Source organism: Gordonia sp. NPDC003504 (assembly GCF_053587995.1).
On sequence record NZ_JBSFPC010000001.1, the window covers coordinates 258422 to 275332 of the forward strand.

Sequence of the window (16911 nt, forward strand, 5' to 3'; positions counted from 1 at the left end):
GACTACGCAGATCAGGCCTGCGGAGCCTCGGCGAAGTTCCGGGTGACCGCCGGGTCGACCGGGATGCCCGGGCCGGTGGTGGTCGAGACGGTGATCTTCTTGATGTAGCGACCCTTGGCAGCCGACGGCTTGGCACGCATGATCTCGTCGAACGCGGCGCCGTAGTTCTCCGCCAGCTTGGTGGCGTCGAACGATGCCTTGCCGATGACGAAGTGCAGGTTGGCTGCCTTGTCGACGCGGAAGTTGATCTTACCGCCCTTGATGTCGTTGACGGCCTTGGTGACATCCGGGGTCACGGTGCCGGTCTTCGGGTTCGGCATCAGGCCACGCGGTCCGAGGACACGCGCGATGCGGCCGACCTTGGCCATCTGATCCGGGGTGGCGATCGCGGCGTCGAAGTCCAGCCAGCCGCCCTGGATCTTCTCGATGAGATCCTCGGCGCCGACCTCGTCGGCTCCGGCGGCGGTGGCCTCGGCGGCCTTGTCGCCGACGGCGAACACGATCACGCGGGCGGTCTTACCGGTCCCGTGGGGCAGATTGACGGTGCCTCGAACCATCTGGTCCGCCTTGCGGGGGTCGACGCCCAGCCGGATCGCAACCTCGACGGTCGCGTCGGTGTTCTTCGACGAGGTGTCCTTGGCCAGCTCAGCAGCCTCCAGCGGGCTGTAGAGCTTGGACTTGTCGACCTTCTCGGCTGCTGCCGTGTAGGCCTTGCTCTTCTTGCTCATTGCTCTGTTCTTTCTCCGTCGTCACGACGGGTGTGTGGTGCGGACCGAGCCGGCCCTCCCACGGGGATTGTTTCCGCTGATCGAGTAGCCCGAGGCGCCAGCCGAGGGCGTATCGAGATCTCAGCCTTCGACGGTGATGCCCATGGACCGAGCAGTACCGGCGATGATCTTCGCGGCCTGGTCGATGTCATTGGCATTGAGGTCTTCGGCCTTGGTCTTGGCGATCTCGCGGACCTGGTCCATCGAGACCTTGCCGACCTTCTTGACGTGCGGCTCGCCGGAGCCCTTCTGCAGGCCTGCGGCCTTGAGGAGGAGCTTCGCGGCCGGCGGGGTCTTCAACTTGAAGTCGAAGGAGCGATCTTCGTACACGAAGATCTCGACCGGCACGACGTTGCCACGCTGCGACTCGGTCGCGGCGTTGTACGCCTTGCAGAACTCCATGATGTTCACGCCGTGCTGACCAAGCGCCGGACCCACGGGCGGGGCCGGGTTGGCGGCGCCTGCCTGGATCTGGAGCTTGATGATCCCGGCGAGCTTCTTCTTCTTGGGAGGCATCTCTAGTTCCTTGTTCTGTTCCTTGCAAATCCACGTCCGCTGGAGGCGTGGAAGTTCTTATGTCTTTCTCCGAACGTTCTGCCCGTTCCCTGAGGTGCGAGCGAAGCGAGCCTCGAAGGGTCAGATCTTCTCGACCTGATTGAACCCGAGCTCGACCGGGGTCTCGCGACCGAAGATCGAGACGAGCACCTTCACCTTGCGCTGCTCGGCGTTGACCTCCGAGATCGACGCGGGCAGCGTGGCGAACGGGCCGTCCATGACGGTGACCGATTCGCCGACCTCGAAGTCGACCTCGATGGTCGAGGTGACCGCAGCGGCTGCCGCCTCGACACTCTCGCCGGCCGACGCCGCCTTGGCCGGAGTCTTCTTGGCCTCGGTGCGCGGCAGCAGGAACTGCAGCACCTCGTTGAGGCTCAACGGCGACGGCTTGGAGGTCATTCCGACGAAGCCGGTGACGCCCGGGGTGTTGCGCACCGCGCCCCACGACTCGTCGTTGAGGTCCATGCGCACCAGGATGTAGCCGGGCAGCACCTTGCGGTTGACCTTCTTGGGCTGGCCGTTCTTGATCTCGGTGACCTCTTCGGTCGGGACCTCGACCTGGAAGATGTAGTCGCCGACGTCGAGGTTCTGCACGCGGGTCTCGAGGTTGGCCTTGACCTTGTTCTCGTAGCCGGCGTAGCTGTGGACGACGTACCACTCGCCCGGCGCGCGACGCAGTTGCTTGCGCAGTTCCTCGGCGGGGTCGACCTCTTCTTCGGGCTCGTCGGCGGGAGCGTCCGCGGCCTCGTCGGCAGCTTCGACGGCGGCCTCGCCACCCTCGACGGCAGCCAGCTCGTCCTCGGCGGCCTCGGCCTGCGCGTCGACGCCCGGCTCGTCGGTCTCGTCGACAGCCTCATCGACGACAGCGTCGTCAACAGCGTCATCGACGACGACGTCGTCAACAGCCTCATCGACGACGACGTCAGCGGCGTCGAACTCAGTCGTTTCGGTGTTGTCCGGGGTGCTCACTGCAGCCCACGCTCCTCTTTCATGTGTTCGGGTCGGCCGTCATCGCTGGGACCTTCCCGGGTCGGCCACTCGGACCGTTCCGGTTGGCACCCTCCGACCGACCGGCGAACTCACCTGTGGTGAGTCGCTAGCCGAACAGCCAGAGGACGCCCTTCGCGAAGGCGAGGTCGATACCGAAGATGAAGGCGGTCATCACGATGACGAAGACCAGGACGACCACGGTGTAGGTGATCATCTCGCGTCGCGTCGGCCAGATGACCTTCTTCAGTTCGGAGACGACCTGCTGCAGAAAGACCCAGATCCGAACGATCGGATTGCGGCTCTCCGCAGGAGACGCCTTCTTCTTGCGTTCCTTGACGGCGACCGCGGTTCCGCCAGCGGAATCGGTGTCGTCGTCGGAGCTGTCGGTGGCAGACGCAGAACGACGACGCCCCGACCGCTTACCCGTCGGCCGGAGATCCTTCTCGGCCTCCGCGTCCTTGGTCAGCGAGGTCTTCTTCTCAGCGCTCGTGTCGTCGGAATCCTCGGCGGCGGCATCGGCCACATCGAGCTCGTCGGCCGCCGTGTCGGCGGTCTCCTCCGCGGCATCCTTGGCGCGGGCGGCTCGATCTCGCTTGCTCACCTTCGAGGTTCCTCTCGTCTACGTATGCCCTCTCCAGGGCAGGGGCGACAGGACTTGAACCTGCAACCTGCGGTTTTGGAGACCGCTGCTCTGCCAGTTGAGCTACGCCCCTTTGTGACGGTCGTCGTCCGGGGAGTAACTCTCCGAGCGTCGATGGTCACCGTCTCGATCCACCCTACGGATCTCTCGGAGCCTCCGACCGGTCACCCCGGTGCGAATGCCTCCGACAAAACCAACGCGCCACCCTATGGGTAGCGCGCAAGTCAAAGTCAATCGAGACACTTCAGTGTAGAACATCGGCGACGCTGAACCCAAAAAGCCCACCGACCGCCGCCGGAGCGAGGGCCCGCTCAGAGGCTCTCGACCAGAATCCGCACCGCCTCGTCGTAGCGCTCCACCCCGGTGGCCCCATAGGTCAGCCGCACGAAGGAGCCGTTCGGTTCGGCCGGGAACCACTCCCCGCCCGACGAGATCGCCAGGCCCGCGGCCAGCGCCCGCGCGGCGACGACGTCGGGGTCCGGCACGGTGGCACCGGCGTCACCCATACCGTCGAGCCGCACCCACAGGTGCAGTCCACCGCCGGGCGGGGTGACGTCGAATCCGGCCGACCGCAGTGCCCCGACGAGCGCGTCGCGTCGCTCGCCGAGTCCACGCGACAGCGCCTTGACGTGTCGACGCCACGCCGGCCTGCTGACGACGTCGAGCGCCGCGGCCTGCAGGATCGGCGACACGAACAGATCCGAATGGGCCAGGGCCTGCTCGATACGTAGTCGGGCCGGGCCACGCGCCATCACGGCGGCCACCCGCATGGTCAGCGACATCGACTTGGTTAGCGACCGGATGTAGACCACGTGCCCGTCGACGTCGGCGGCGGCCAATGGTCGGGCGGTCCGGTCGATCCCGAAGTCGTGGGCCCAGTCGTCGTCGATCACGAAGGCCCGATGCGCGGCGACGACGTCGAGGATCTCGGCACGCTGCCGCGCATCCCACTGATCACCAGTCGGGTTGGCGAAGTTGGGTTGGGCGTAGAACAGCCGCGCCCCCGACGACGCGAACGCCGCGTCCAGGTCGGCGGCACTCGGTGCGCCGTCGACGCGCGGCACCGGCACGATCACCAGCCCGGCCTGCCGCGCCGCGCCGATCGCACCCCAGTAGGTGGGCGATTCCATCACGATCGGATCGCCCGGCGCGGCCAGCGCACGGAAACTCGCGGCCAGCGCGGCCTGCCCACCGGAGGCGATCATCACCTCGGACTCGTGCCACGCCGATCCGCCCTCGACGCCCGCATCACTCACCTCGCCGGCGAACCACGCACGCAGTTCCGGCAGTCCGGCGACGGGCGGTCGGCGGAAACTTTCGTCACGACGAGCCGCGCGCCCCACCGCCGCGGCCACCTCACGCATCGGTAGCAGTGACGCGTCCGGATAGCCCGAATGCATGGCGATGGTGTCGTGCGGCACCTGCCGCAGCGTCGACCCCACCGGCGAGGCACCCGAGCGCCGCGGCCCGAGTGCCGCGGTCTGCCACGCGACATCCGCACCCCGGCCGGCCGCCGGCCGCGCGCGGACAAAGGTGCCCAGACCAGGGCGGGTGTCGACGACGCCGTCGGCGACGAGGATCGCCAGCGCACGCTGCACGGTGACCGGGCCGGCACCGAACTTCGCGGCGATCTCGCGGGTGGAGGGCAGCCGCGTCCCCGGCGTCGCGGAGGCCGCCAGAGAACGCAGGTGACGAACGATCCGGTCACTGCTATCGTCAGACATGAATGGCAATAGTAGCGCTATCGCGCCGTCACGCCCACCGCTTTCCCTCCGGGGTCCGACCACCACCCACGGCCTCGCCTGGGGACTGCTGGGCGTGGTCGCATTCTCGTTCACCCTCCCGTTCACGCGGATAGCCGTCGGTGGCGACGCGGGAGCCGGCCTCGACCCGATCGTCATCGGCAGCGGACGAGCCGTCATCGCCGCAACTCTCGCCGCCGTCGTCCTCCTCGTTCGCCGTGTCCCTGTCCCGTCGCCCGGGCAGTGGTTACGGCTGGTCCCGGTGTCGGTGGGTGTGGTCGCCGGCTTCCCGATCCTGACGTCCCTCGCCATGCGGCAGACCACTGCGGGACATGCGGCCGTCGTCATCGGTCTGCTGCCCGCGGCGACGGCGGTGGTCGCCGTCCTGCTCACCCACGAGCGCCCGACACCGAGGTTCTGGCTCGGCGCGACGTTGGGTGTGATCGCGACCGTCGGGTTCACCGTGGTGGCACACGGATCGCTGGGCGGAGGTGGCGTCAGCGACGTGTACCTGGTGGCGGCGGTCGCGCTCGGCGCACTGGGCTACGCCCAAGGCGGTCGGATGTCCCGCGAGATCGGCTCGTGGCAGACGATCTGCTGGGCCCTGATCCTCGCGTCGCCGGTGATGCTCGCCGCCACAGCGGTTGCGCTGGGTACCCGCCCGTTGCATGCGACGCCCGGACAATGGGGCGCGTTTCTGTATCTCGCGGGGATCAGCATGTTCCTCGGCTTCTTCGCCTGGTATCGCGGACTGGCGATCGGCCCGATGACCACGGTCAGTCAGATCCAGCTCGTGCAGCCGGTCCTCAGCGTGATCTGGGCCGTCGTCCTTCTCGGGGAGAAGCTGACCCCGGCGCTCACAGTCGGTGGTTGCGTGGTCATCGGATGTGCGGCCTTCACCGTCCGCGCGCGGATCGCCACCGGCCGAACCGGGAGCCGCGATCACCTGCACGCCGGCGACGGCCCGCCTCCGTCAGCGAACCTCGACGCTCGCTTGGTTGGGGTTCGCAGTCCGTGTGACCGCTCCCCGCACGATGCCTCGGCGTAGCAGGCGCAGACGCCCCACCGCGATGATCGATGCGACGAATGCCGTTGCCGCATAGCCCACGAGCAAGAATCCGACCTGGTTTTTCGCCGACGGATCGACTCGTGATCACGTGGGAGATCGGCGTCATGCTCCCACGACACCCGGATACCGGCACCCTTGATCCCCCGCGACATCCTCGACCCCGCTCAGATATGCACGGTGAGCAACACGATCGCTGCATGACGCCGCACAAAGACCCACCGCGATGCCAAGCCGGCCATCGCGGCGCCGGAATCGCCCTCGGCGATCGAGAACATTCTCGTCGGTGAGAGTTGTTCGACGAGAACCTGATCGAGATGCGGCCTGCTCGCCAACACTCGTTCCAGCGAAGCGTATTCCAGGCGGGCATTCTTGTGGTCACCGAGATACGCCCGGGACACCACCGATACGACGAGTTCGTCGGGCAGGTCCGTCAAATCCTCGACGACGTCGCCGAGACGCCCGAGCCACGCCATCGAAGCCGCGACCGAGGCGCGGTGCGCCAACGGGCGCTCGGTGTCGGCGATCACCAGCCGGAGGTGCTCGGCAGCGTGGTCGGGTACCGATCCCATCGCGTCGAGGATCGACACCCAGTCCGGTCCGGTCGCCGGCCCCTGGGCACAGATGCGCTCGGCCACCGCCGCAGCCGCACCAGCGCCACATTTCCGCAGTTGGCCGGTCATCTCATCCCTGGTCAACGGTGACGTGCGGGTCTCCGCGAGTGCCCGGATCAACTCGGTGGTTCGTGCCGTCACCGACAGTGAGGTCAGCCGCGCGATTTCGGATCGTCGGGCCTCGATCGCCGGGAAATCCAGTGCCAGCCGTCCGGGCGGAACGCACGCCACGATCTGGTCGTCGTCGCCGTTGAGGACCACGACGAGAAAGTCGTCCGTGACCGAGTTCAACGCACGAAGGCAGGCCGTCGCCGCCCTGCTCGCGGCTGCCAGGGCAGCGAAGAAGCGCTGGACCACTGCGGCCCACCGCCCGCCACCGGAGCCGACGGATGCCGTGATCCGACCGGCCCACGCATCTGCGTCAGGACCCGAATCCTGTTGCCAATCCCAGTCTTCGGGCCGCCAATCCGCGTGTGAATGCGGCTCGTCGTCGATTGCGATGATCGGGAACAGGATGAGCATGTCGCGGACGTGGAAGTCGAACAGCGCGGCGCGTCCCGGCACCCGTCGCGGGTGAGTGCCGATCCAGTGTGCCACCGCCGCGACGATCTCCCCGACCACGAATTCCTCGAATCCGGCCCAGTCGAATGACTGGTCGCGATCGTCGATCACGGCATCGAGGGGGAGGTGCGCGGGAATTGGTGTCATCGTCCGCGCCCGTCACACGAATAGTTCTGCTGTGCAGTGATACTCGGTGCCACCCAGCGCCGCAGATAGTCCCTCAGCGCCACACCGGTACGCGGCGGGTGTCCCGGGTCGGCAATCAGGGTCTGCAGCATCCGGAGCATATGCTCGACCAGTTCGTCGAGATCGGCGTCAGACCAGGCCGCCGCGCGCCAATCGACGTCGAATTCCGCCAGAAGCGATCGGCCCAGCGCGACGGCGTCGGCGGAAGTGACCTCGGCAAGAAAGCGTGACGGACCTTCCTGCCCGAACAGCAGAGCGAAACTCGGTTTCTCGCGCAACAATTCGAGGGTCACCGCGATGCCTTCCACCACCGCGTCGGCGGGATCGGCCACTCCCGACATCGCCGCGGCGAGGTCGTCGAAGAATCCCGAGGTGCTGTGCTCGGCCACCGCCTGCAAGATCGCGTTACTCGAGTCGAAATATCGATAAACGGTCTGGCGCGTCACTCCGAGCCGACGCGAGATCTGCAGGATGTTGACCGGTTCGTCGGACTCGACCATCTCCATCGCCACGCCGACGATGCGTCGACGAGCTTCCTCATCGCTACGCGGAGCGGCACCGGACCAACCATGGGTTCGCAACATCTCACCTGTCTTTCGGCGTCACCGACAGCGTATCGGCAGATATGGGGGCGGCGGTCGAATATTCGGATTTGACTAGACACAGATGTCATCAAGTGTATGGTCGGGAGGTATCGCGACGACAGCCCGCCGCCCCGCGAATCACCCCGTCCCCCGACACAGGCAGGTACGACTTTCGATGACGACATCTGAGGCCCTTTCCACCGAGCCCACGCCACTCGGTTGGGATCTCACCCGCCGAGCGCTCGATCTCGCGACCGCGCAGACCACCGACATGGCCACCGACACACTGCGTGTCCCGCTCGAGTACTACCGCGACGACACACTTGCCGCCCGTGAGGAATCCGAAATCCTGCGGAGCGTCCCGATTCCGGTACTCGCGACCGCCCAGATCCCCGACAAGTTCGACTGTGTGGTCCGTACGGTGATCGGCGATTCGCTGCTGATCACCCGCGACCGCGCCGGCACAGCTCACGTGCTGCTCAACTACTGCCGACATCGGGGCGCCATGCCTGCCTGCGGCTCGGGGAACGCCCGCAGGTTCACCTGCCCATACCACGCGTGGGTCTACGACAACTCCGGACGTCTCAAAGGTGTGCCGGGCGCAGCCGGATTCGAGTCGATGAATCGCGACGACTACGGCCTGGTCGAACTGCCCAGCGAGGAACGGTACGGATTCATCTGGGCCGTCCTGACAGCCGACGCCACTATCGACCTCGATACCCACCTCGGCACCATGGGACCCGAACTCGCCCAATGGAACTATCACGACTTCGGCTACCACGACGAGCGCACGATCACCTCGGAGGTCAGTTGGAAGGGAGCACTCGAGGCGTTTGCCGAGGGCTACCATTTCCCCTTCGTCCACGGCAACAGCCTGATCGGGATGAACACGCTTGCCAATACCCACGTCTACGACGAGTTCGGCGAGCATCACCGGATCGGATTCCCGTTCAACTGGATCGGTCAGCTCGACGGCTCCTCGCCTGGCGACAATTGGGATCCGGTGCAGCAGATGGGAATCATCTACTGGATCTATCCGAATCTGATCCTGGCCAACAGCCCCGTCGGAGTCGAGGTGATCGACATCCTGCCCGAGCAGTCGGCAACGCGCTGCACGGTCCGGCACAGTTGGATGGCTCGCTACCCGGCCACCACCGACGAGCAACGCGAACTGTATGACGGAATTTTCGGGCAGGTTCACGCGGCGGTGCGCGACGAGGACTTCGCCATGCTCCCTCAATGCGGCGAGGGTGTACGACGCGGACAGCACGCGCACATGCTCATCGGACGCAATGAGATCGCGGTCCAGCACATGATCCGGGTGATGGCCGCCAAACTCGGAATCCCACTGACGTGACGCGGTTGCGATGAGAGTCGTTGTCACAGGAGCCTGCGGGCTCGTCGGATCCGCGGTCGTGCGAGAGCTTCTCGACCGCGGATCATCGGTAACCGCTACAGATCTCGACGTCAAATCCAACCGCGAGATCGCCTCTGCATTGCAGGATCACGCAGCATCGACCAACGGCACCTTGGAGATTCGGTGGTGCGATCTGACCGCCGCCTCTTCGGCGTCGCGACTGATCACTTCGACCACCCCGGATGCCGTGGTCCATCTCGCGGCGCTGATCCCGCCGTTCTGTTATGCGCGACCGCAACTGGCCCGGGCGGTGAACGTCGACGCCACGCGCCACCTGGTGGATGCGTGCCCGCAGGCCCGGTCGACGCCGCGCTTCGCACTTGCGTCGTCGATCGCGGTCTACGGTCCACGCAACCCCCACTCGCAGACCGACCTGCTGACCGCGACCACACCGCGGCGGGCCACAGACCTCTATGGCGGTCACAAATGCGAGGCCGAGGACCTCCTCACCGCGTCGGATCTGGATTGGGTGATTCTTCGCCTCGGCGGTGTGATCTCGCCCGAGCAATCGCTCGGCGTCGATCCGGATCTGATTGCGTTTCAGGCGGTTCTGCCTGGTGACGGCCGGTTGCAGACCGTCGCGGTGAGCGATGTGGCGCGAGCCTTCGCCGGCGCGTTGACCACCGATCATTCTCGGGCGGTGTATCTCATCGGGGGCGACCGGTCGCATCGGCTTCATCAGTACGAGCTCGCCGAGCGCACCGCCAAGGCCATGGGGATGGTCGGTGGAATACCCGCGGCGCGGTCCGGCGACCCCACGCAGGACGCCGAGTGGTTCGCCACCGACTGGATGGACACCAGCGATGCGCAGGGAGTTCTCGACTATCAACGCGTCGCTTTCGACGATGTGCTGGCACAGACCCGCACACACATCGGGTGGCGACGCCCGTTGTTGCGGGTGATCGCTCCTGCCGCGAAACTCGTTCTGCGCCTGCGGTCACCGTACCGGAGATGGCCGGGCGTGTACGCCGATCCGTGGGGCGTCGTGGCCGAACGTTGGGGCGCACCGGGTCTCGACGTCGTCGAGGAGTCCCACGGTGTACCGCCCGAGTAGACCTACCGCACGCGCCCTATTCGCCGAAGATGAGCCTGGCCGCGGTGCCGATCGTGTCGCGAATCGCCGCGATGTCGCCCGAGCCCGCGGTGAGATCGATCAAGCATGTCGTCAGGACGTGTCCGAGTACCACCGCCCGCTGCCCGGTGTCCTCCCACTCCGGTTCTGCCAGAGCACTTCTGACCAGTTCGACGAAGAGCGGCTGCCACAGGCCGATTCCGGTTCCGGTGGTATTGGTGTGCACCGACGCCAGACCGGCGCCGAGTAGCTTGCGATCCTCGGCCGCCCAGTCGATCAGGTGGGCAAACGCCGCCGCGATCCGGTCGGACTCCGTGACATCCTCGTCGAAATCGAGGCCGGACAACCGGTCCAGGGTCCCGAGCGCCCACTCCGCCATGAGTTGCTGGGCCAGACCGTCCTTGGAACCGAAATAGCGATAGATGGTGACCGGGGTGGTGTTGGCGGCCGCGGCGACCGCGCGGATCGTGAGGCCCTGATACCCCTGCGCCGAAGCCAGCATGCGGGCTTGCTCGATGATCTCGGCGCGACGCGCCCGCTCATCGGCGCCGAATGACCGGACGACGGTCAGCGAATCACGCGACGCCTCGAGTACCGCACGTACGTCTTCCGTCATCAAAACAGTGTAACCAGTCGCTTGGAACTTGTAGTATAACGTGTTACACCACACGTTGAGGAGTACTCAGATGGTCACAGCCCGTGAACTGTTCGCCGACGAGGTGCTGCAGAACCCCTATCCCGTCTTCGAGGAATTGCTCTCCACCGGGGCCGTCCACCACCTTGCCGACCAGGATGTCTACATCGTGATCGGCTTCGAGGCGATCCGCGAGGTGCTCGCCGACCCCGATACGTACTCGAGCAATCTGGTGGCCCTGCTGACCGCCGGCGCCGAGTCCGCCGAACTGCAGGTCGCCGGCACCGGCGGGGTCGATGTCCTCGCGACGTCCGACCCCCCCGCCCACACCGCTCATCGGGGACTCGTTCAGCCGCGTTTCGGCCAACGCGCGGTCGCGCAGTGGACCGATTTCATCGACTCCCTGCTCGAGCCCCGAATCAAGCAGATGCTCGCCGACGGTGGTGGCGATTGGATGACCAGTGTCGCCACGACGGTGCCGGTGCGCGTCATCGGCCACATCATCGGGCTTCCCGAAGCCGACCTCGACCGGTTGGCAGCGTGGTCCGACGACGCCATCGCCCTGGTCTCCGGCGTCGCGACACCCGATCGGATGGGCGAAGCGATGATGAAGGTCATCGAGTTCACCGAGTACCTCGGACAACGTGTCGACGAGGCCATCGCCGAACCCCGTGGCGGACTGCTGGACACGATCGCCGCGGCGGTCGGCGAACAGACCCTGACCCGCGACCAGGCGACGATGTTCTTGGTGCAGTTGGTGACCGCGGGTGCCGAGTCCACCACCAGCCTGCTGGGTACCGCCGTGCGACTGGTATGCGCCGACCCCGCGCTGCAGAGCGAACTGCGCGCCGACTCCGACCGCATCCCGCTGCTCGTCGAGGAGGCCGTACGCCTTGAGAGCCCGTTCCGGGGCCACTTCCGGACGACCACGCGGGCAACAACTCTCGACGGTGTCGCCGTTCCCGAAGGTGCCCGCCTGATGCTCCTGTGGGGAGCGTCGAACCGAGACAGCACCATCTTCGATCATCCCGATGTGCTCGATCTCGACCGGGCACAGCCGCGGCTGCACCACAGCTTCGGGCGGGGCATCCACTTCTGTATCGGCGCCCACCTCGCCCGCCTCGAGGTGTGCCGGGCCATCGACCTTCTTCTGGCCGCCACCTCCGAGGTGACCCTCGCCGGTCCGGCGGACGTGTACGTGCCGAGTCTGGTGGTGCGTCGGCTCGCGCAGCTCGAGCTGAGCCTGTCGAGCGCATGATCGGCGCGCTTGGGCGCCGTGGTGCGCCGTCCCGGTTGCGAGCCGCCACCGACCCGAACGTGACCGGTGGACAGTACTGGGGGCCCGACGGGTTCGGCGACCACACGGGCACCCCGCACTCGTCGATGCGAGCCGGGTACCTCGCAACGCAGGACGAATTATGGTTGGCGGCGAAGGGAATGACCGGTGTCCGATAACCGCTCTGAGGCCTACCACCCCGAGTTACGAAGTGTCGCAACACTGTTGCCACGTGCCATCGTCGGGCACCGGAGCCTGCCGGTGGTCCGGCGACTGTCGAGGCTACCCGGCCGTCGCACGCCGCACGATGTCGACGTCGTTTCGGTGTCCGAGCATGTTCGGGTCCGCGTGTACGGGCTCCCCCACGACGACACACCCCGACCGGTGCTGCTGTGGATTCATGGCGGTGGCTACGTAATGGGATCCGCCGGACAAGACGACGCACTGTGCCGGCGCTTCGCCCGTCGCCTGGGACTGCCGGTCGTATCGGTGGACTACCGACTTGCCCCCGAGGATCCGTATCCCGCCGCGATCGACGACTGCTACGCGGCACTGGCGTGGGTCACCAGCAGGTCATGGGTGGATTCGACCCGCATCGCCATCGGCGGCGCGAGTGCGGGCGGCGGACTGGCCGCGTCATTGGCACTCGCGGCGCGCGATCGGGGTGCGATCACGCCGGCATTTCAGTTGCTCGTCTACCCGATGCTCGACGACCGGACCGGCCGATCGCCGCACCCGAACGAACGCCGCTTCCGGATATGGAATTCGCGGTCGAACCAGATGGGTTGGCAGGCATACCTGTGCGCCACCGACGACCCGAAAGCCGCACCCGCCCGGGTCGAGAACCTCTCGGGTCTTGCGCCGGCGTGGATCGGCGGGGGGTCACTCGACCCTCTTTACGAGGAGGGCCTTGCCTACGCCGCGCGCCTGCGCGCGGCAGGCGTGCCGTGCACTGCACTCACGGTGCCCGGGGCATTTCACGGGTTCGATGCCGTGCTGCCCCGGCGCACCGTGTCTCGCGAGTTCTTCAACGATCAGTGCGCCGCGGTGTCCAACGGACTCGGTCTCTGAACATCGGAGTTGGGCAACTCGTTTCGCTGATCACGAAGCACCTCGACGAACTTGAGGCCGACGCAGGCGGCGAAGAATCCGAGGGTCCAGAGTGCGATGTTGCCGACCGACGCATTCACCGGATTCAGGTACATCTCGACGCCCATGCCGCCGATGACCACCACCGGCGCCGCATCCACCCACGACAATCGCGCCACTCGGGCACGGGTGAGCGCACTCTTCCCGAGAACCGGCACCATCACGAACGTGAACGCGGCCATCGCAACCACGACGTAGATGGCCCACCCGAGAGGCGCTTTGGGGTCACCGAAGAACCGGTCCGCCTCCGAGTAGTCCAGCGTGTGACCGACCCATCGGTACAGTTCCCACTTCTCGCACAGCGCGTTGTAGACGAACATGTACCAGCTGTGGACGAAGCCGTATAGCGCACAGCGCCACAGGTTTTCCCACCACGAATGCTCTCGGGGATCGACGACCACCTTTCCGTCGATGAGCAAGTTGACACACGCGTACGTCGGCCACAGGATGCCTGCCATCAGCAACGGCACAGCGACCGGCACACTGCCGATGTGCGGCCCCAGCAGCGCGGCGTCCCCATAGCGGAGGTCGCCCCAGATGAAGCCGCTGTTACGGATATTCGTTTCCTCGAACGCCCACTCGACAACGGCCGCGACAGCGAAGAAGGACACCAACAGCTGCAGGCCAAGGTGTTTGAGCATGTGACCGAGGAGCAGCACCGCCATCGACGCGATCATCAGTATCTGCGGCACCGCAGATTACCCCGGCTCCGTTTCCGTCCGATTCTGCGACCGCCCATACCGAGGCGGCGAGAAACAGCAGTACCGCTCCTCCGACGGCAAGGTCCAGATTCCTGCTCTGGGCAACCGGCGAATCGCCGACTTCGGGGGGACGTTTGATCATTGTGACTCCTTGACTCGCCGCATTGGTACTGTGATCCTAACAACTAACAAACACATGTGTTTGTTTTTTGCCCTTCCCACCACGGTCGGAAAACCGCCGACCACCACGATCGGAGTCGAGATGTCCACCGAACACGCGATTGTCATTGGCGGGAGTATCGCGGGACTCAGTGCCGCACGGGCCTTGCGGTCGCGGTTCGCCAAGGTCACCATCCTCGAACAGGACACCATCCCGGACCGGCCACAGGGCCGCCGCGGCACGCCCCAGTCCTGGCACAACCACTTCCTGCTCGAACGTGGTCGGCAATCATTGGAATCGTTGTTCCCCGGCTTCACCGACTGCGTCGTCGCCGACGGCGGAACTCTGCTGGATCCCGCCCACGATGCCGTTCAGGCGCTGGCCGGCGGGTGGTTCCCCCGGTCCCGTTCCACAATGCGGGTGCTGATGGCCTCGCGCCCCCAACTCGAGGCAAGCGTGCGCAGCGTCGCACTCGCCGACCCCGGCATCCTGTTTCTGCAGGGAACACCGGTGGCCGGGCTGCTCACCTCCGAGGAATCCGGCGGCATCCGGGTCACCGGGGTCACCTACGTCGATCCCGACCGGCGCGAACGCGTAGACCTCGACGCCGATCTCGTCGTCGACGCCGCGGGCCGCGGCAGCAAATGCGTCAAGTGGATGTCCGACATCGGCGTGCAGGTCGACGAGCGCACCCTGGACGCGCGCGTCAGCTACTCCTCACGCTGGTATCGCTGGCCCACCGAGGATCAGTCCTGGTGGAAATGGTTGACGGTGCTGCCAAGCATCGAGTCCGACTCCACCGACGAACAGCAGTACCTCTGCTCGATCTTCCCCATTGAGAACGACTGCTTCATCGCGGTGATGGGTTCGTGGGGTCTACCGATGCCGACCACCGTCGACGAGTTCGAGGAAGCGTCCCGACTCACGCGCTCCCCCGAGTTCGCCAGGACACTCGACGCATCCGAACCGTTGTCCGGCGTCCACCGGACCAAATCGACCCGTAACGTCTGGCGCCGATTCGATCAGGCCACCGGGCTGCCGGCAGGCTATCTGGCCGTCGGCGACGCCGTCTGCGCATTCAATCCCATCTACGCACAGGGCATGACCTGCGCCGCGACCACGGCGGTGATCCTTCGGGATCTGCTGTCGCGTCACGACGTCACCGACCGCTCGTTTCCGCCGGCGTTCTACGCCGAGCAGGCGAAGCTGCTGGCGCTTCCGTGGCAACTGGCGCTGACGCGCGACGGTGCATACGAACACGCCACCGGAACCGACGTGATGCGCGACGGGACCAAGAAGAAGCTCATCAGCCGCTACACCTGGTCGGGCTTCCAATTCATCACCGAAGCCGCTTTCGAGGACGACGCGATCAACGAGCACTTCGACAACGTGCTCAACCTGCGCGAGTCACTCACCGATCTGCTGCGCAACCCCCGCGTGATCTACGGACTCGCTCGATACGGCGTTCGTAGATCCCTGCGCCGCAGTGTCTTTCCGGGACTGAGTCCGGTCGAGCGTGAGCCGCGCGTCACCGACTACACCCATTTGCTGTCCCCGGCGCGGACCGCGCTCATCGAGTCAGAACCCGCCCCGGCACGATGATCTATTTCAACGACATCACTCGCGTCGGTTGGCGGCTGGACGCCCTCGACCTGATCATCCTGTTGAGTACCGTTGCCGCGGTGACGTTCTCGGTGCATCGAGCCCGCCGCGGCGAGCCACGCTACCTCGTCCTGTGGTTGTCGTCGCTCTTCTATGGCCTGATCTTGGAGTTCACCACCGGGATGATGATCTCCCGAAGCTACATCCAGGGCGACTTCACGTTCATGATCCACACGCGCGCACTGGGTTTCGCCACAGACATGCCGCTCTACATCGTGCTGCTCTACCCCACGTTCATCTTCCTTGGTTTCGTCGTCGTCGAGTCCTTCGGTATCCGATCCGTCCTGGCACGTGCGGTATCCGCCGGCGTCATCATGGTGTTGATCGACGCGCCGTACGTCGTCAACGGCCCGCTCGCGAGCGTCGGCTGGTGGCAGTGGCTGGATTGGCGTATCGGTGATCGGGCGATCTTCGAATACTGGTACGGATGGCCGATGCCCGATGCGTACTGGGAGATGACGTGGCCCGCCCTTGTGATGTGGCTGGTCTGGCAGTGGGAGAAACGCCGCACCGCCCGCATGTCGCAGCCCGAGGCCGGCCAGCAGAATCGTTGGACCACCTTCTTGGGAGTACCGCTGGGTATCGGGGTCCTGGTGAACCTCGGTGGCTTCGTGGTGGCCAGTCCGCTGTCGGTGTTCATCGGCTTGCGCTGGCCGCAGTTCATCGCCGTCGCGATCACCCTGGCAATTCAGGCCATCGTGCTGCTGTTCTGCGCAAAGACGCCCACCGGGATGAACCGGGGCGGGTGGACCGTACTCGGGATTCACGTGGTCGGGTACGGCATCGTCACCGTCGCCAACTTCTGGGCTGATCCCGTACCGGCCGGTCAGATCACCATCGTCGCCGTGGCCACCACGATCCTCGTCACGCTCGCCGTCTACACCACAGTGCGAGCACGGGATCGCAGCCCTGCCACGGGTGGTCTGCCGACCCTCGACGACGAGGCGTCGCCCGGTGTGTCGCGCGATCGCCTGCCCTCTCCGGCCCACGCGGCTGCGCAGATGAACCATTCGTCGGCCTCGAGCACTCGATCAGGTTAGATGGGTGAGTGTCGAGCATCTCCCCCCACGTCGGCGAGCGTCGTCGATGAGTCCTTCGCGGCAGTCGAGGCGAGGATCGTCGACCGCACGTATCG

Annotated in this window: 16 protein-coding genes and 1 tRNA gene; 7 read left to right on the forward strand and 10 right to left on the reverse strand. The window is 66.0% G+C overall.

The window, feature by feature from the left end:
• Nucleotides 1-11: 11 nt before the first annotated feature.
• From rplA to ACWDPV_RS01210, 6 genes are all read right to left on the reverse strand, one after another.
• Nucleotides 12-728, reverse strand: coding sequence for a 50S ribosomal protein L1 (gene rplA / locus ACWDPV_RS01185; RefSeq protein WP_348804946.1), 717 nt, complete (start codon nucleotides 726-728; stop codon nucleotides 12-14).
• A 120-nt stretch (nucleotides 729-848) separates the two neighbouring features.
• A complete protein-coding gene (rplK, locus tag ACWDPV_RS01190; protein WP_240860087.1) occupies nucleotides 849-1283 on the reverse strand; it encodes a 50S ribosomal protein L11 in 435 nt (144 codons plus the stop codon).
• Nucleotides 1284-1403: 120 nt separating this feature from the next.
• Nucleotides 1404-2291 carry a transcription termination/antitermination protein NusG gene (gene nusG, locus ACWDPV_RS01195; protein ID WP_348807825.1) on the reverse strand — a complete coding sequence of 296 codons (888 nt, stop codon included), beginning with the start codon at nucleotides 2289-2291 and terminating at the stop codon, nucleotides 1404-1406.
• A 127-nt stretch (nucleotides 2292-2418) separates the two neighbouring features.
• A complete protein-coding gene (gene secE, locus ACWDPV_RS01200) occupies nucleotides 2419-2913 on the reverse strand; it encodes a preprotein translocase subunit SecE (protein WP_348804948.1) in 495 nt (164 codons plus the stop codon).
• A 39-nt stretch (nucleotides 2914-2952) separates the two neighbouring features.
• Nucleotides 2953-3025 (reverse strand) — tRNA-Trp (locus tag ACWDPV_RS01205).
• A gap of 238 nt (nucleotides 3026-3263) precedes the next feature.
• Nucleotides 3264-4676, reverse strand: a complete 1413-nt coding sequence (locus ACWDPV_RS01210) for an aminotransferase-like domain-containing protein (RefSeq protein WP_449741430.1) — start codon at nucleotides 4674-4676, stop codon at nucleotides 3264-3266.
• Between ACWDPV_RS01210 and ACWDPV_RS01215 the strand changes: the two genes are divergently transcribed.
• Complete coding sequence (locus ACWDPV_RS01215) at nucleotides 4675-5742, forward strand: DMT family transporter (protein ID WP_449741431.1); 1068 nt, start codon at nucleotides 4675-4677, stop codon at nucleotides 5740-5742. The two genes, ACWDPV_RS01210 and ACWDPV_RS01215, sit on opposite strands and share 2 nt — an antisense overlap.
• 185 nt (nucleotides 5743-5927) lie before the next feature.
• On the opposite strand, the gene ACWDPV_RS01220 is transcribed toward ACWDPV_RS01215, so the two are convergent.
• Nucleotides 5928-7082 carry a hypothetical protein gene (locus ACWDPV_RS01220; protein WP_449741432.1) on the reverse strand — a complete coding sequence of 385 codons (1155 nt, stop codon included), beginning with the start codon at nucleotides 7080-7082 and terminating at the stop codon, nucleotides 5928-5930.
• The gene (locus ACWDPV_RS01225) at nucleotides 7079-7705 is read right to left on the reverse strand and encodes a TetR/AcrR family transcriptional regulator (protein WP_449741433.1); all 627 of its coding nucleotides are present in this window, start codon (nucleotides 7703-7705) and stop codon (nucleotides 7079-7081) included. Before ACWDPV_RS01225 ends, ACWDPV_RS01220 begins: the two co-directional genes overlap by 4 nt.
• A gap of 175 nt (nucleotides 7706-7880) precedes the next feature.
• Here ACWDPV_RS01225 and ACWDPV_RS01230 point away from each other — a divergent pair, with 175 nt between their 5' ends.
• Both ACWDPV_RS01230 and ACWDPV_RS01235 read left to right on the forward strand, forming a co-directional pair.
• A complete protein-coding gene (locus ACWDPV_RS01230) occupies nucleotides 7881-9062 on the forward strand; it encodes an aromatic ring-hydroxylating oxygenase subunit alpha (protein ID WP_449741434.1) in 1182 nt (393 codons plus the stop codon).
• A gap of 10 nt (nucleotides 9063-9072) precedes the next feature.
• Nucleotides 9073-10176 (forward strand): NAD-dependent epimerase/dehydratase family protein, encoded by a 1104-nt coding sequence (locus ACWDPV_RS01235; protein ID WP_449741435.1) that lies wholly within the window; start codon nucleotides 9073-9075, stop codon nucleotides 10174-10176.
• A 16-nt stretch (nucleotides 10177-10192) separates the two neighbouring features.
• Here ACWDPV_RS01235 and ACWDPV_RS01240 read toward each other — a convergent pair whose 3' ends face one another.
• Nucleotides 10193-10810: a TetR/AcrR family transcriptional regulator gene (locus ACWDPV_RS01240; protein ID WP_449741436.1), complete on the reverse strand. Its 618-nt coding sequence runs from the start codon at nucleotides 10808-10810 to the stop codon at nucleotides 10193-10195.
• A gap of 70 nt (nucleotides 10811-10880) precedes the next feature.
• On the opposite strand from ACWDPV_RS01240, the gene ACWDPV_RS01245 reads away from it, so the two are divergent.
• Nucleotides 10881-12086, forward strand: coding sequence for a cytochrome P450 (locus tag ACWDPV_RS01245; RefSeq protein ID WP_449741437.1), 1206 nt, complete (start codon nucleotides 10881-10883; stop codon nucleotides 12084-12086).
• Between the two features lie 186 nt (nucleotides 12087-12272).
• Complete coding sequence (locus tag ACWDPV_RS01250; protein WP_449741438.1) at nucleotides 12273-13175, forward strand: alpha/beta hydrolase; 903 nt, start codon at nucleotides 12273-12275, stop codon at nucleotides 13173-13175.
• On the opposite strand, the gene ACWDPV_RS01255 is transcribed toward ACWDPV_RS01250, so the two are convergent.
• On the reverse strand, nucleotides 13139-13945 hold the full coding sequence (locus tag ACWDPV_RS01255; protein ID WP_449741439.1) for a hypothetical protein: 807 nt from the start codon (nucleotides 13943-13945) through the stop codon (nucleotides 13139-13141). The two genes, ACWDPV_RS01250 and ACWDPV_RS01255, sit on opposite strands and share 37 nt — an antisense overlap.
• Before the next feature lie 271 nt (nucleotides 13946-14216).
• Here ACWDPV_RS01255 and ACWDPV_RS01260 point away from each other — a divergent pair, with 271 nt between their 5' ends.
• Both ACWDPV_RS01260 and ACWDPV_RS01265 read left to right on the forward strand, forming a co-directional pair.
• Nucleotides 14217-15716 (forward strand): NAD(P)/FAD-dependent oxidoreductase, encoded by a 1500-nt coding sequence (locus ACWDPV_RS01260; protein WP_449741440.1) that lies wholly within the window; start codon nucleotides 14217-14219, stop codon nucleotides 15714-15716.
• Nucleotides 15713-16816: a hypothetical protein gene (locus tag ACWDPV_RS01265; protein WP_449741441.1), complete on the forward strand. Its 1104-nt coding sequence runs from the start codon at nucleotides 15713-15715 to the stop codon at nucleotides 16814-16816. Before ACWDPV_RS01260 ends, ACWDPV_RS01265 begins: the two co-directional genes overlap by 4 nt.
• Nucleotides 16817-16911: the final 95 nt, after the last annotated feature.

Excerpts from the sequence above, each read along its gene's own strand:
- ACWDPV_RS01230 (WP_449741434.1), top strand. The coding sequence starts at position 7,881 with ATGACGACATCTGAGGCCCTTTCCACCGAGCCCACGCCACTCGGTTGG.
- ACWDPV_RS01240 (WP_449741436.1), bottom strand. The coding sequence starts at position 10,810 with ATGACGGAAGACGTACGTGCGGTACTCGAGGCGTCGCGTGATTCGCTG.
- ACWDPV_RS01235 (WP_449741435.1), top strand. The coding sequence starts at position 9,073 with ATGAGAGTCGTTGTCACAGGAGCCTGCGGGCTCGTCGGATCCGCGGTC.
- ACWDPV_RS01260 (WP_449741440.1), top strand. The coding sequence starts at position 14,217 with ATGTCCACCGAACACGCGATTGTCATTGGCGGGAGTATCGCGGGACTC.
- ACWDPV_RS01265 (WP_449741441.1), top strand. The coding sequence starts at position 15,713 with ATGATCTATTTCAACGACATCACTCGCGTCGGTTGGCGGCTGGACGCC.
- ACWDPV_RS01210 (WP_449741430.1), bottom strand. The coding sequence starts at position 4,676 with ATGTCTGACGATAGCAGTGACCGGATCGTTCGTCACCTGCGTTCTCTG.
- ACWDPV_RS01245 (WP_449741437.1), top strand. The coding sequence starts at position 10,881 with ATGGTCACAGCCCGTGAACTGTTCGCCGACGAGGTGCTGCAGAACCCC.
- ACWDPV_RS01215 (WP_449741431.1), top strand. The coding sequence starts at position 4,675 with ATGAATGGCAATAGTAGCGCTATCGCGCCGTCACGCCCACCGCTTTCC.
- ACWDPV_RS01220 (WP_449741432.1), bottom strand. The coding sequence starts at position 7,082 with ATGACACCAATTCCCGCGCACCTCCCCCTCGATGCCGTGATCGACGAT.
- rplA (WP_348804946.1), bottom strand. The coding sequence starts at position 728 with ATGAGCAAGAAGAGCAAGGCCTACACGGCAGCAGCCGAGAAGGTCGAC.
- rplK (WP_240860087.1), bottom strand. The coding sequence starts at position 1,283 with ATGCCTCCCAAGAAGAAGAAGCTCGCCGGGATCATCAAGCTCCAGATC.
- ACWDPV_RS01225 (WP_449741433.1), bottom strand. The coding sequence starts at position 7,705 with ATGTTGCGAACCCATGGTTGGTCCGGTGCCGCTCCGCGTAGCGATGAG.